The sequence below is a fragment of the Escherichia sp. 93.0816 genome, assembly GCF_013368855.2.
Taxonomy (GTDB): Bacteria; Pseudomonadota; Gammaproteobacteria; order Enterobacterales; family Enterobacteriaceae; genus Escherichia; species Escherichia ruysiae.
This window is the reverse complement of record NZ_JABWNC020000002.1, coordinates 119,396-133,261: the sequence shown is the minus strand read 5'-3', so window position 1 is coordinate 133,261 and position 13,866 is coordinate 119,396. Positions and strand designations below refer to the sequence as shown.

The window sequence follows — 13,866 nt, the reverse complement described above, 5'->3', positions numbered from 1 at the left end:
GCATGAAAGCAGCGGCGAAAACGCAGAAACCAAAACGTCAGGAAGAACATGCCAACTTTATCAGTTGGCGTTTTGCGTTGTTATGCGGCTGTATTTTACTGGCGCTGGCTTTTCTGCTCGGGCGCGTAGCGTGGTTACAGGTTATCTCCCCGGATATGCTGGTTAAAGAGGGCGACATGCGCTCTCTTCGCGTTCAACAAGTATCCACCTCACGCGGCATGATTACTGACCGCTCTGGTCGCCCATTAGCAGTGAGTGTGCCGGTAAAAGCGATCTGGGCTGACCCAAAAGAAGTGCATGACGCTGGCGGTATCAGCGTCGGTGACCGCTGGAAGGCGCTGGCTAACGCGCTTAACATTCCACTGGATCAGCTCTCAGCCCGCATTAACGCCAACCCGAAAGGACGCTTTATTTATCTGGCGCGTCAGGTAAACCCTGACATGGCGGACTACATCAAAAAACTGAAACTACCGGGGATTCATCTGCGTGAAGAGTCCCGCCGTTATTATCCGTCTGGCGAAGTGACCGCTCACCTCATCGGCTTTACCAACGTCGATAGCCAGGGGATTGAGGGCGTCGAGAAGAGTTTCGATAAATGGCTTACCGGGCAGCCGGGTGAACGTATTGTGCGTAAAGACCGCTACGGTCGCGTAATTGAAGATATTTCTTCTACCGACAGCCAGGCGGCGCACAACCTTGCACTGAGTATTGATGAACGCCTGCAGGCGCTGGTTTATCGCGAACTGAACAACGCGGTGGCCTTTAACAAGGCTGAATCTGGTAGCGCCGTGCTGGTGGATGTCAACACCGGTGAAGTGCTGGCGATGGCTAACAGCCCATCATACAACCCAAATAATCTGAGCGGCACGCCTAAAGAGGCAATGCGTAACCGTACCATCACCGACGTGTTTGAACCGGGCTCAACGGTTAAACCGATGGTGGTGATGACCGCGTTGCAGCGTGGCGTGGTGCGGGAAAACTCAGTACTGAATACCGTTCCTTATCGAATTAACGGCCACGAAATCAAAGACGTGGCGCGCTACAGCGAATTAACCCTGACCGGGGTATTACAGAAGTCGAGTAACGTCGGTGTTTCCAAGCTGGCGTTAGCGATGCCGTCCTCAGCGTTAGTAGATACTTACTCACGTTTTGGACTGGGAAAAGCGACCAATTTGGGGTTGGTCGGAGAACGCAGTGGCTTATATCCTCAAAAACAACGGTGGTCTGACATAGAGAGGGCCACCTTCTCTTTCGGCTACGGGCTAATGGTAACACCGTTACAGTTAGCGCGAGTCTACGCAACTATCGGCAGCTACGGCATTTATCGCCCACTGTCGATTACCAAAGTTGATCCCCCGGTTCCCGGTGAACGTGTCTTCCCGGAATCCATTGTCCGCACCGTGGTGCATATGATGGAAAGCGTGGCGCTACCGGGCGGCGGTGGCGTGAAGGCGGCGATTAAAGGCTATCGTATCGCTATTAAAACCGGTACTGCGAAAAAGGTCGGGCCGGACGGTCGCTACATCAATAAATATATTGCTTATACCGCAGGCGTTGCGCCTGCGAGTCAGCCGCGCTTCGCGCTGGTTGTTGTTATCAACGATCCGCAGGCGGGTAAATACTACGGCGGCGCCGTTTCCGCGCCGGTCTTTGGTGCCATCATGGGCGGCGTATTGCGCACCATGAACATCGAGCCGGATGCGTTGACAACGGGTGATAAAAATGAATTTGTGATTAATCAAGGCGAGGGGACAGGTGGCAGATCGTAATTTGCGCGACCTTCTTGCTCCGTGGGTGCCAGACGCACCTTCGCGAGCACTGCGAGAGATGACACTCGACAGCCGTGTGGCTGCGGCGGGCGATCTCTTTGTAGCTGTAGTAGGTCATCAGGCGGACGGGCGTCGATATATCCCGCAGGCGATAGCGCAAGGTGTGGCTGCCATTATTGCAGAGGCGAAAGATGAGGCGACCGACGGTGAAATCCGTGAAATGCACGGCGTACCGGTCATCTATCTCAGCCAGCTCAATGAGCGTTTATCTGCACTGGCGGGCCGCTTTTACCATGAACCCTCTGACAATTTACGTCTCGTGGGCGTAACGGGCACCAACGGCAAAACCACGACTACCCAGCTTCTGGCGCAGTGGAGCCAACTGCTTGGCGAAACCAGCGCGGTAATGGGCACTGTTGGTAACGGCCTGCTGGGGAAAGTGATCCCGACAGAAAATACCACCGGTTCGGCAGTCGATGTTCAGCATGAGCTGGCGGGGCTGGTGGATCAGGGCGCGACTTTTTGCGCAATGGAAGTTTCCTCCCACGGGCTGGTACAGCACCGTGTGGCGGCATTGAAATTTGCGGCGTCGGTCTTTACCAACTTAAGCCGCGATCACCTTGATTATCATGGTGATATGGAAAACTACGAAGCCGCGAAATGGCTGCTTTATTCTGAGCATCATTGCGGTCAGGCGATTATTAACGCCGACGATGAAGTGGGTCGCCGCTGGCTGGCAAAACTACCAGACGCGGTTGCGGTGTCGATGGAAGACAATATCAATCCGAACTGTCACGGTCGTTGGCTGAAAGTGACCGATGTGAACTATCACGACAGCGGTGCGACTATCCGCTTCACCTCAAGCTGGGGCGATGGCGAAATAGAAAGCCGCCTGATGGGCGCTTTTAACGTCAGCAACCTGATGCTGGCGCTGGCGACACTGCTGGCGCTGGGTTATCCGCTGGCCGATCTGCTAAAAACCGCCGCACGTCTGCAACCGGTTTGCGGACGTATGGAAGTGTTCACTGCGCCAGGTAAACCGACGGTGGTGGTGGATTACGCTCACACGCCAGATGCACTGGAAAAAGCCTTACAGGCGGCGCGTCTGCACTGTGCGGGCAAGCTGTGGTGCGTCTTCGGCTGCGGCGGCGATCGTGATAAAGGCAAGCGTCCACTGATGGGCGCAATTGCCGAAGAGTTTGCTGACGTGGCGGTGGTGACGGACGATAACCCGCGTACCGAAGAACCGCGCGCCATCATCAACGATATTCTGGCGGGAATGTTAGACGCCGGACATGCCAAAGTGATGGAAGGCCGCGCTGAAGCGGTGACTTGCGCCGTTATGCAGGCTAAAGAGAATGATGTGGTGCTGGTCGCGGGCAAAGGCCATGAAGATTACCAGATTGTTGGCAACCAGCGTCTGGACTACTCCGATCGTGTCACGGTGGCGCGTCTGCTGGGGGTGATCGCATGATTAGCGTAACTCTTAGCCAACTGGCGAACATTCTCAACGGTGAACTGCAAGGGGCAGATATCACCCTTGATGCCGTAACGACTGACACCCGTAAACTGACGCCGGGTTGCTTGTTTGTCGCCCTGAAAGGCGAACGTTTCGATGCCCATGATTTTGCCGACCAGGCGAAAGCTGGCGGCGCGGGCGCGCTGCTGGTTAGCCGTCCACTGGATATCGAGCTGCCACAGTTAATCGTCAAGGATACGCGTCTGGCGTTTGGTGAACTGGCTGCATGGGTTCGCCAGCAAGTTCCTGCTCGTGTGGTTGCCCTGACCGGTTCCTCCGGTAAAACCTCTGTGAAAGAGATGACGGCGGCGATTTTAAGCCAGTGCGGCAACACGCTTTATACGGCTGGCAACCTCAACAATGACATCGGCGTGCCGATGACGCTGCTGCGCTTAACGCCAGAATACGACTACGCAGTCATTGAACTTGGTGCGAACCATCAGGGCGAAATTGCCTGGACAGTTAGCCTGACCCGCCCGGAAGCCGCGCTGGTCAACAACCTGGCGGCGGCGCATCTGGAAGGCTTCGGTTCTTTGGCGGGCGTGGCAAAAGCGAAAGGCGAAATATTTACCGGCCTGCCGGAAAACGGTATCGCCATTATGAATGCCGACAACAACGACTGGTTGAACTGGCAAAGCGTGATTGGCAATCGCAAAGTGTGGCGTTTCTCACCCAATGCCGCCAACAGTGATTTTACCGCCACCAATATTCATGTGACCTCGCACGGTACTGAATTTACGCTGCAAACTCCAACGGGTAGCGTCGATGTCCTGCTGCCGCTGCCGGGGCGTCACAATATTGCGAATGCATTGGCTGCTGCGGCGCTCTCCATGTCCGTGGGCGCAACGCTTGATGCCATCAAAGCGGGGCTGGCAAATCTACAGGCTGTTCCTGGCCGTTTGTTCCCCATTCAACTGGCGGAAAACCAGTTGCTGCTCGACGACTCCTACAACGCTAACGTCGGCTCCATGACCGCCGCTGTTCAGGTTCTGGCTGAGATGCCGGGCTACCGTGTACTGGTCGTTGGCGATATGGCGGAACTGGGCGCTGAAAGCGAAGCTTGCCATGTACAGGTGGGCGAAGCGGCAAAAGCTGCTGGTATTGACCGCGTGTTAAGCGTGGGAAAACAAAGTCATGCTATTAGTACCGCCAGCGGTGTGGGCGAACATTTTGCTGATAAATCCGCGTTAATTACGCGTCTTAAATCACTGATTGCTGAGCAACAGGTAATTACGATTTTAGTTAAGGGTTCACGTAGTGCTGCCATGGAAGAGGTAGTACGCGCTTTACAGGAGAATGGGACATGTTAGTTTGGCTGGCCGAACATTTGGTCAAATATTATTCCGGCTTTAACGTCTTTTCCTATCTGACGTTTCGCGCCATCGTCAGCCTGCTGACCGCGCTGTTCATCTCATTGTGGATGGGGCCGCGCATGATTGCTCATCTGCAAAAACTCTCCTTTGGTCAGGTAGTGCGTAACGATGGCCCGGAATCGCACTTCAGCAAGCGCGGTACGCCGACCATGGGCGGGATTATGATCCTGACAGCGATTGTGATCTCCGTACTGCTGTGGGCTTACCCGTCTAACCCGTATGTCTGGTGCGTACTGGTAGTGCTGGTCGGTTACGGCATCATTGGCTTCGTTGATGACTATCGCAAAGTCGTGCGCAAGGACACCAAAGGGTTGATCGCACGTTGGAAGTATTTCTGGATGTCGGTCATTGCGCTGGGTGTTGCTTTCGCTTTGTATCTTGCCGGGAAAGACACGCCAGCAACGCAACTGGTTGTACCGTTCTTTAAAGATGTGATGCCGCAGTTAGGTTTGTTCTACATCCTGCTGGCCTACTTCGTTATTGTCGGCACCGGTAACGCGGTAAATCTGACCGATGGTCTTGATGGCCTGGCGATTATGCCGACCGTATTTGTCGCTGGTGGTTTTGCGCTGGTGGCGTGGGCGACCGGCAACATGAACTTTGCCAGCTATTTACACATACCGTATCTGCGACATGCAGGGGAACTGGTCATTGTCTGCACCGCGATAGTCGGGGCAGGGCTGGGCTTCCTGTGGTTTAACACCTATCCGGCACAGGTCTTTATGGGCGATGTTGGCTCGCTGGCGTTAGGCGGCGCGTTGGGCATTATCGCCGTACTGCTGCGCCAGGAATTCCTGCTGGTGATTATGGGCGGCGTGTTTGTCGTCGAAACCCTGTCGGTTATTTTGCAAGTCGGCTCCTTTAAACTGCGCGGGCAACGTATTTTCCGCATGGCGCCGATTCATCACCACTATGAACTGAAAGGCTGGCCGGAACCGCGCGTCATTGTGCGTTTCTGGATTATTTCGCTGATGCTGGTCCTGATTGGTCTGGCAACGCTGAAGGTACGTTAATCATGGCTGATTACCTGGGTAAAAATGTCGTCATTATCGGCCTGGGCCTCACCGGGCTTTCTTGCGTGGACTTTTTCCTTGCTCGCGGCGTGACGCCGCGCGTAATGGATACGCGTATGACACCGCCTGGCCTGGATAAATTACCCGAAGCGGTGGAGCGCCATACTGGCGGTCTCAATGATGAATGGCTGATGGCGGCAGATCTGATTGTCGCCAGCCCCGGTATTGCGCTGGCGCATCCTTCCTTAAGCGCCGCTGCCGATGCCGGAATTGAAATTGTTGGCGATATCGAGCTGTTCTGCCGCGAAGCACAAGCGCCTGTCGTGGCGATCACCGGTTCTAACGGCAAAAGCACTGTCACCACCTTAGTGGGGGAAATGGCGAAAGCAGCAGGCGTTAACGTTGGCGTGGGTGGCAACATTGGCCTGCCAGCATTGATGCTGCTGGATGCTGAGTGCGAGCTGTATGTGCTGGAACTGTCAAGCTTCCAGCTGGAAACGACATCCAGCTTACAGGCGGTGGCGGCGACGATTCTGAACGTGACTGAAGATCATATGGATCGCTATCCATTTGGTTTACAGCAGTATCGTGCGGCAAAACTGCGTATTTACGAAAACGCAAAAGTTTGCGTGGTTAATGCCGATGATGCCTTAACGATGCCGATTCGCGGTGCGGATGAACGTTGCGTCAGCTTCGGCGTCAATATGGGTGACTATCACCTGAACCATCAGCAGGGTGAAACCTGGCTGCGGGTGAAAGGCGAGAAAGTGTTGAACGTGAAAGAGATGAAACTTTCCGGGCAGCATAACTACACCAATGCGCTGGCTGCACTGGCGCTGGCTGATGCCGCAGGTTTACCGCGTGCCAGCAGCCTGAAAGCGTTAACCACGTTTACCGGTCTGCCGCATCGCTTTGAAGTGGTGCTGGAGCATAACGGTGTGCGCTGGATTAACGATTCGAAAGCGACCAACGTCGGCAGTACCGAAGCGGCGCTGAATGGCCTGCACGTAGACGGCACGCTGCATTTGTTGCTGGGCGGCGATGGTAAATCGGCAGACTTCAGCCCACTGGCGCGCTATCTGAATGGCGATAACGTGCGTCTGTATTGTTTCGGTCGTGATGGCGCACAGTTGGCGGCGTTACGCCCGGAAGTGGCAGAGCAAACCGAAACTATGGAACAGGCGATGCGCTTGCTGGCTCCGCGTGTTCAGCCGGGAGATATGGTTCTGCTCTCCCCGGCCTGTGCCAGCCTTGATCAGTTCAAGAACTTTGAACAACGAGGCAATGAGTTTGCCCGTCTGGCGAAGGAGTTAGGTTGATGCGTTTATCTCTCCCTCGCCTGAAAATGCCGCGCCTGCCGGGATTCAGTATCCTGGTCTGGATCTCCACGGCGCTAAAGGGCTGGGTGATGGGCTCGCGGGAAAAAGATACCGACAGCCTGATCATGTACGATCGCACCTTGCTGTGGCTGACCTTCGGCCTCGCGGCGATTGGCTTTATCATGGTGACCTCGGCGTCAATGCCCATAGGGCAACGCTTAACCAACGATCCGTTCTTCTTCGCGAAGCGTGATGGCGTCTATCTGATCCTGGCGTTCATTCTGGCGATCATTACGCTGCGTCTGCCGATGGAGTTCTGGCAACGCTACAGTGCTACGATGCTGCTCGGATCAATCATCCTGTTGATGATCGTGCTGGTGGTGGGTAGCTCGGTTAAAGGGGCATCGCGTTGGATCGATCTTGGCTTGCTGCGTATCCAGCCAGCCGAACTGACCAAGCTGTCGCTGTTTTGCTATATCGCCAACTATCTGGTGCGCAAAGGCGATGAAGTGCGTAACAACCTGCGCGGCTTCCTGAAACCGATGGGCGTGATTCTGGTGTTGGCCGTGTTGCTGCTGGCACAGCCTGACCTTGGTACGGTGGTGGTGTTGTTTGTGACTACGCTGGCGATGCTGTTCCTGGCTGGGGCGAAATTGTGGCAGTTCATCGCCATTATTGGCATGGGGATTTCAGCGGTTGTGCTGCTGATCCTCGCCGAGCCGTACCGTATTCGTCGTGTTACCGCATTCTGGAACCCGTGGGAAGATCCCTTCGGCAGTGGCTATCAGCTGACGCAATCGTTGATGGCGTTTGGTCGCGGTGAACTGTGGGGGCAAGGTTTAGGTAACTCGGTACAAAAACTGGAGTATCTGCCGGAAGCGCACACTGACTTTATTTTCGCCATTATCGGCGAAGAACTGGGGTATATCGGTGTGGTGCTGGCGCTTTTAATGGTATTCTTCGTCGCTTTTCGCGCGATGTCGATTGGTCGTAAAGCGTTAGAAATTGACCATCGTTTTTCCGGTTTTCTCGCCTGTTCAATTGGCATCTGGTTTAGTTTCCAGGCGCTGGTTAACGTAGGTGCAGCGGCGGGGATGTTACCGACCAAAGGTTTGACATTGCCGCTCATCAGTTACGGTGGTTCGAGCTTACTGATTATGTCGACAGCCATCATGATGCTGTTGCGTATTGATTATGAAACGCGTCTGGAGAAAGCGCAGGCGTTTGTACGAGGTTCACGATGAGTGGTCAAGGGAAGCGATTAATGGTGATGGCAGGCGGTACTGGCGGACATGTGTTCCCGGGGCTTGCGGTTGCGCATCATTTAATGACCCAGGGGTGGCAAGTTCGCTGGCTGGGTACTGCCGATCGTATGGAAGCGGACTTAGTGCCGAAGCACGGTATCGAGATCGATTTTATTCGTATCTCTGGTTTGCGCGGCAAGGGTATTAAAGCGTTACTTGCAGCTCCGTTGCGTATCTTTAACGCCTGGCGTCAGGCGCGGGCGATTATGAAAGCGTATAAACCTGATGTGGTGCTCGGTATGGGCGGCTACGTTTCAGGCCCAGGAGGTCTGGCAGCGTGGTCGTTAGGCATTCCTGTTGTACTTCATGAACAAAACGGTATTGCGGGCTTAACCAATAAATGGCTGGCGAAGATTGCGACCAAAGTGATGCAGGCGTTTCCAGGCGCTTTCCCTGATGCGGAAGTGGTGGGTAATCCTGTTCGTACCGATGTGCTGGCGCTGCCGTTGCCGCAGCAACGTCTGGCTGGACGTGAAGGTCCGGTTCGTGTGTTGGTAGTGGGTGGTTCTCAGGGCGCACGCATTCTTAACCAGACAATGCCGCAGGTTGCAGCAAAGCTGGGCGATTCAGTCACTATCTGGCATCAGAGTGGCAAAGGTTCGCAACAATCCGTTGAACAGGCGTATGCCGAAGCGGGGCAACCGCAGCATAAAGTGACGGAATTTATTGATGATATGGCAGCGGCGTATGCGTGGGCGGATGTCGTCGTTTGCCGCTCCGGTGCGTTGACGGTGAGTGAAATCGCTGCGGCGGGGTTACCAGCATTGTTTGTGCCGTTTCAGCATAAAGACCGCCAGCAATACTGGAATGCGTTACCGCTGGAAAAAGCGGGCGCAGCCAAAATTATCGAGCAGCCACAGCTTACCGTGGATGCTGTCGCCAACACCCTGGCCGGGTGGTCGCGAGAAACCTTATTAACCATGGCAGAACGCGCCCGTGCTGCATCCATCCCGGATGCCACCGAGCGAGTGGCAAATGAAGTGAGCCAGGCTGCCCGGGCGTAATTGTGGCGATGCCTTTTGCATCGCATGAATTTGAGAAGTTAATGGCGTAAAGAATGAATACACAACAATTGGCAAAACTGCGTTACATCGTGCCCGAAATGCGTCGCGTTCGGCACATTCACTTTGTCGGCATCGGTGGTGCCGGTATGGGCGGTATTGCCGAAGTTCTGGCCAATGAAGGGTATCAGATCAGTGGTTCAGATTTAGCGCCAAATCCGGTCACGCAGCAGTTAATGAATCTGGGGGCGACGATTTACTTCAACCATCGCCCGGAAAACGTGCGCGACGCCAGCGTGGTCGTTGTTTCCAGTGCAATTTCTGCCGACAACCCTGAGATTGTTGCCGCTCATGAAGCGCGTATCCCGGTGATCCGTCGCGCGGAAATGCTGGCTGAGTTAATGCGTTTTCGTCATGGCATCGCCATTGCCGGAACGCATGGCAAAACGACAACCACCGCGATGGTTTCCAGCATCTATGCGGAAGCGGGTCTCGATCCAACTTTCGTTAACGGTGGGCTGGTAAAAGCGGCTGGCGTTCATGCGCGCTTAGGTCATGGTCGCTATTTGATTGCCGAAGCAGATGAGAGCGATGCATCGTTCCTGCATCTGCAACCCATGGTGGCGATTGTCACCAATATCGAAGCCGACCATATGGATACCTACCAGGGCGACTTTGAGAATTTAAAACAGACCTTTATTAATTTTCTGCACAACCTGCCGTTTTACGGTCGTGCGGTAATGTGTGTTGACGATCCGGTGATCCGCGAATTGTTACCGCGCGTGGGGCGTCAGATCACGACTTACGGCTTCAGCGAAGATGCCGATGTGCGTGTAGAAGATTATCAGCAGATTGGCCCGCAGGGGCATTTTACGTTGCTGCGCCAGGACAAAGAGCCGATGCGCGTTACCCTGAACGCGCCTGGTCGTCATAATGCGCTGAACGCGGCGGCTGCGGTTGCGGTTGCTACGGAAGAGGGGATTGACGACGATGCTATTCTGCGTGCGCTGGAGAGCTTCCAGGGAACCGGTCGTCGCTTCGATTTTCTCGGTGAATTCCCGCTGGAGCCGGTCAACGGTAAAAGCGGTACAGCAATGCTGGTTGATGACTACGGTCACCATCCGACCGAAGTGGACGCCACCATAAAGGCGGCTCGTGCAGGCTGGCCGGATAAAAACCTGGTAATGCTGTTTCAGCCGCACCGTTTTACCCGTACTCGCGACCTGTATGACGATTTCGCCAATGTACTGACTCAGGTTGATACCCTGTTGATGCTGGAAGTTTATCCGGCAGGTGAAGCACCGATTCCGGGAGCGGATAGCCGTTCGCTGTGCCGCACGATTCGTGGACGTGGGAAAATTGATCCTATTCTGGTGCCAGATCCGGCGCAGGTAGCCGAGATGTTAGCACCAGTATTAACCGGTAACGACCTGATTCTCGTGCAGGGTGCGGGTAATATTGGAAAAATTGCCCGTTCTTTAGCTGAAATCAAACTGAAGCCGCAAACTCCGGAGGAAGAACAACATGACTGATAAAATCGCGGTTCTGTTGGGCGGAACCTCCGCAGAGCGGGAAGTTTCTCTGAATTCTGGCGCTGCTGTGTTAGCCGGGCTGCGCGAAGGCGGCGTCGATGCACATCCTGTTGACCCGAAAGAAGTTGACGTGACGCAACTGAAATCGATGGGATTTCAGAAAGTATTTATCGCTCTGCACGGGCGCGGCGGTGAAGACGGCACATTGCAGGGGATGCTTGAGCTGATGGGACTGCCTTATACCGGCAGCGGAGTGATGGCATCTGCGCTTTCAATGGATAAACTACGCAGCAAACTGCTGTGGCAAGGTGCCGGTTTACCGGTCGCTCCGTGGGTGGCGTTAACCCGCGCAGAGTTTGAAAAAGGCCTTAGCGATAAGCAGTTAGCAGAAATTTCTGCCTTAGGTTTGCCGCTTATCGTTAAGCCGAGCCGCGAAGGTTCCAGCGTGGGAATGTCAAAAGTAGTAGCAGAAAATGCTCTACAAGATGCATTAAGATTGGCATTTCAGCACGATGAAGAAGTATTGATTGAAAAATGGTTAAGTGGGCCGGAGTTCACGGTTGCGATACTCGGTGAAGAAATTTTACCGTCAATACGTATTCAACCCGCCGGAACCTTCTATGATTATGAGGCGAAGTATCTCTCTGATGAGACACAGTATTTCTGCCCCGCAGGTTTAGAAGCGGCACAAGAGGCCAATTTGCAGGCATTAGTGCTGAAAGCATGGACGACTTTAGGTTGCAAAGGATGGGGGCGTATTGATGTCATGCTGGACAGCGATGGACAGTTTTATCTGCTGGAAGCCAATACCTCTCCGGGTATGACCAGCCACAGTCTGGTGCCGATGGCGGCACGTCAGGCAGGCTTAAGCTTCTCGCAGTTGGTAGTACGAATTCTGGAACTGGCGGACTAATATGTCGCAGGCTGCTCTGAACACGCGAAACAGTGAAGAAGAAATTTCTTCTCACCGCAATAATGGAACGCGTCTGGCGGGGATACTTTTCCTGCTGACGGTTTTAACGACTGTGTTGGTGAGCGGCTGGGTCGTGTTGGGCTGGATGGAAGATGCGCAACGCCTGCCGCTCTCAAAGCTGGTGTTGACCGGTGAACGCCATTACACGCGTAATGACGATATCCGGCAGTCGATCCTGGCATTGGGTGAGCCGGGTACTTTTATGACTCAGGATGTCAACATCATCCAGACGCAAATTGAACAACGCCTGCCGTGGATTAAGCAGGTGAGCGTCAGAAAGCAGTGGCCTGATGAATTGAAGATTCATCTGGTTGAATATGTGCCGATTGCGCGGTGGAATGATCAACATATGGTAGACGCCGAAGGAAACACCTTCAGCGTGCCGCCAGATCGCACCAGCAAGCAGGTGCTCCCGATGTTGTATGGCCCGGAAGGCAGCGCCAATGAAGTGTTGCAGGGTTATCGCGAAATGGGGCAAATGCTGGCAAAGGACAGATTTACTCTGAAGGAAGCGGCAATGACCGCGCGGCGTTCCTGGCAGTTGACGCTGAATAACGATATTAAGCTCAACCTTGGCCGGGGCGATACGATGAAACGTTTGGCTCGCTTTGTAGAACTTTATCCGGTTTTACAGCAGCAGGCGCAAACCGATGGCAAACGGATTAGCTACGTTGATTTGCGTTATGACTCTGGAGCGGCAGTAGGCTGGGCGCCCTTGCCGCCGGAGGAATCTACTCAGCAACAAAATCAGGCACAGGCAGAACAACAATGATCAAGGCGACGGACAGAAAACTGGTAGTAGGACTGGAGATCGGCACCGCGAAGGTTGCCGCTTTAGTAGGGGAAGTTCTGCCCGACGGTATGGTCAATATCATTGGTGTGGGCAGCTGCCCGTCACGTGGTATGGATAAAGGCGGGGTTAACGACCTCGAATCTGTGGTCAAATGCGTACAACGCGCTATTGACCAGGCAGAATTGATGGCTGATTGCCAGATCTCTTCGGTATATCTGGCTCTTTCTGGTAAGCACATCAGCTGCCAGAATGAAATTGGTATGGTGCCCATTTCTGAAGAAGAAGTGACGCAAGAAGATGTGGAAAACGTCGTCCATACTGCGAAATCGGTGCGTGTGCGTGATGAGCATCGTGTGCTGCATGTGATCCCGCAAGAGTATGCCATTGACTATCAGGAAGGGATCAAAAATCCGGTAGGACTTTCGGGCGTGCGAATGCAGGCAAAAGTGCACCTGATCACATGTCACAACGATATGGCGAAAAACATCGTCAAAGCGGTTGAACGTTGTGGGCTGAAAGTTGACCAACTGATATTTGCCGGACTGGCATCAAGTTATTCGGTATTGACGGAAGACGAACGTGAATTGGGAGTCTGCGTCGTCGATATCGGTGGTGGTACAATGGATATCGCCGTTTATACCGGTGGGGCATTGCGCCACACCAAGGTAATTCCTTATGCTGGCAATGTGGTGACCAGCGACATTGCCTATGCCTTTGGCACGCCGCCAAGCGACGCCGAAGCGATTAAAGTTCGCCATGGCTGCGCGTTGGGTTCCATCGTCGGTAAAGATGAGAGCGTGGAAGTGCCGAGCGTAGGTGGGCGACCACCGCGTAGTCTGCAACGTCAGACGCTGGCGGAGGTGATTGAGCCACGGTATACCGAGTTGCTCAACCTGGTCAACGAAGAGATATTGCAGCTGCAGGAAAAGCTTCGCCAACAAGGCGTGAAACATCACCTGGCGGCGGGCATTGTATTAACCGGTGGCGCGGCGCAGATCGAAGGACTTGCCGCCTGCGCTCAGCGCGTGTTTCATACGCAGGTGCGTATTGGCGCGCCGCTGAATATCACCGGTTTAACTGATTATGCTCAGGAGCCGTATTACTCGACGGCTGTGGGATTGCTTCACTACGGGAAAGAGTCACATCTTAACGGTGAAGCGGAAGTAGAAAAACGTGTTACAGCATCAGTTGGCTCGTGGATCAAGCGACTCAATAGTTGGCTGCGAAAAGAGTTTTAATTTTTATGAGGTCGACGGTGATTACGGCCTCA

The 13,866-nt window shown here is 54.1% G+C and carries 11 protein-coding genes; all 11 read left to right on the top strand.

Features of this window, described 5'->3' with window-relative positions:
- Positions 1–2 precede the first annotated feature (2 nt).
- The 11 genes from ftsI to ftsA are packed head-to-tail and all read left to right on the top strand — an operon-like array spanning position 3 to position 13,834.
- Positions 3–1,769: a peptidoglycan glycosyltransferase FtsI gene (gene ftsI / locus HEM79_RS03385; protein ID WP_000642204.1), complete on the top strand. Its 1,767-nt coding sequence runs from the start codon at positions 3–5 to the stop codon at positions 1,767–1,769.
- Entirely contained in the window at positions 1,756–3,243 is a 1,488-nt protein-coding gene (gene murE, locus HEM79_RS03380) for a UDP-N-acetylmuramoyl-L-alanyl-D-glutamate--2,6-diaminopimelate ligase (RefSeq protein WP_016159385.1), read from the top strand. The genes ftsI and murE overlap by 14 nt, the downstream gene beginning before the upstream one ends.
- Positions 3,240–4,598 (top strand): UDP-N-acetylmuramoyl-tripeptide--D-alanyl-D-alanine ligase, encoded by a 1,359-nt coding sequence (murF, locus tag HEM79_RS03375; RefSeq protein WP_176241785.1) that lies wholly within the window; start codon positions 3,240–3,242, stop codon positions 4,596–4,598. Before murE ends, murF begins: the two co-directional genes overlap by 4 nt.
- Positions 4,592–5,674, top strand: a complete 1,083-nt coding sequence (gene mraY / locus HEM79_RS03370) for a phospho-N-acetylmuramoyl-pentapeptide-transferase (protein WP_000964122.1) — start codon at positions 4,592–4,594, stop codon at positions 5,672–5,674. The genes murF and mraY overlap by 7 nt, the downstream gene beginning before the upstream one ends.
- A gap of 2 nt (positions 5,675–5,676) precedes the next feature.
- Entirely contained in the window at positions 5,677–6,993 is a 1,317-nt protein-coding gene (murD, locus tag HEM79_RS03365; RefSeq protein ID WP_000796425.1) for a UDP-N-acetylmuramoyl-L-alanine--D-glutamate ligase, read from the top strand.
- Entirely contained in the window at positions 6,993–8,237 is a 1,245-nt protein-coding gene (gene ftsW / locus HEM79_RS03360; RefSeq protein ID WP_010345404.1) for a cell division protein FtsW, read from the top strand. The genes murD and ftsW overlap by 1 nt, the downstream gene beginning before the upstream one ends.
- Positions 8,234–9,301: an undecaprenyldiphospho-muramoylpentapeptide beta-N-acetylglucosaminyltransferase gene (gene murG, locus HEM79_RS03355; protein WP_021550195.1), complete on the top strand. Its 1,068-nt coding sequence runs from the start codon at positions 8,234–8,236 to the stop codon at positions 9,299–9,301. Before ftsW ends, murG begins: the two co-directional genes overlap by 4 nt.
- A 53-nt stretch (positions 9,302–9,354) precedes the next feature.
- The gene (gene murC, locus HEM79_RS03350) at positions 9,355–10,830 is read left to right on the top strand and encodes a UDP-N-acetylmuramate--L-alanine ligase (protein ID WP_001096081.1); all 1,476 of its coding nucleotides are present in this window, start codon (positions 9,355–9,357) and stop codon (positions 10,828–10,830) included.
- Positions 10,823–11,743, top strand: a complete 921-nt coding sequence (ddlB, locus tag HEM79_RS03345) for a D-alanine--D-alanine ligase (RefSeq protein WP_176241784.1) — start codon at positions 10,823–10,825, stop codon at positions 11,741–11,743. The genes murC and ddlB overlap by 8 nt, the downstream gene beginning before the upstream one ends.
- Position 11,744: 1 nt before the next feature.
- Complete coding sequence (gene ftsQ / locus HEM79_RS03340) at positions 11,745–12,575, top strand: cell division protein FtsQ (RefSeq protein WP_000075731.1); 831 nt, start codon at positions 11,745–11,747, stop codon at positions 12,573–12,575.
- Complete coding sequence (gene ftsA / locus HEM79_RS03335) at positions 12,572–13,834, top strand: cell division protein FtsA (protein WP_000588474.1); 1,263 nt, start codon at positions 12,572–12,574, stop codon at positions 13,832–13,834. Before ftsQ ends, ftsA begins: the two co-directional genes overlap by 4 nt.
- Positions 13,835–13,866: the final 32 nt, after the last annotated feature.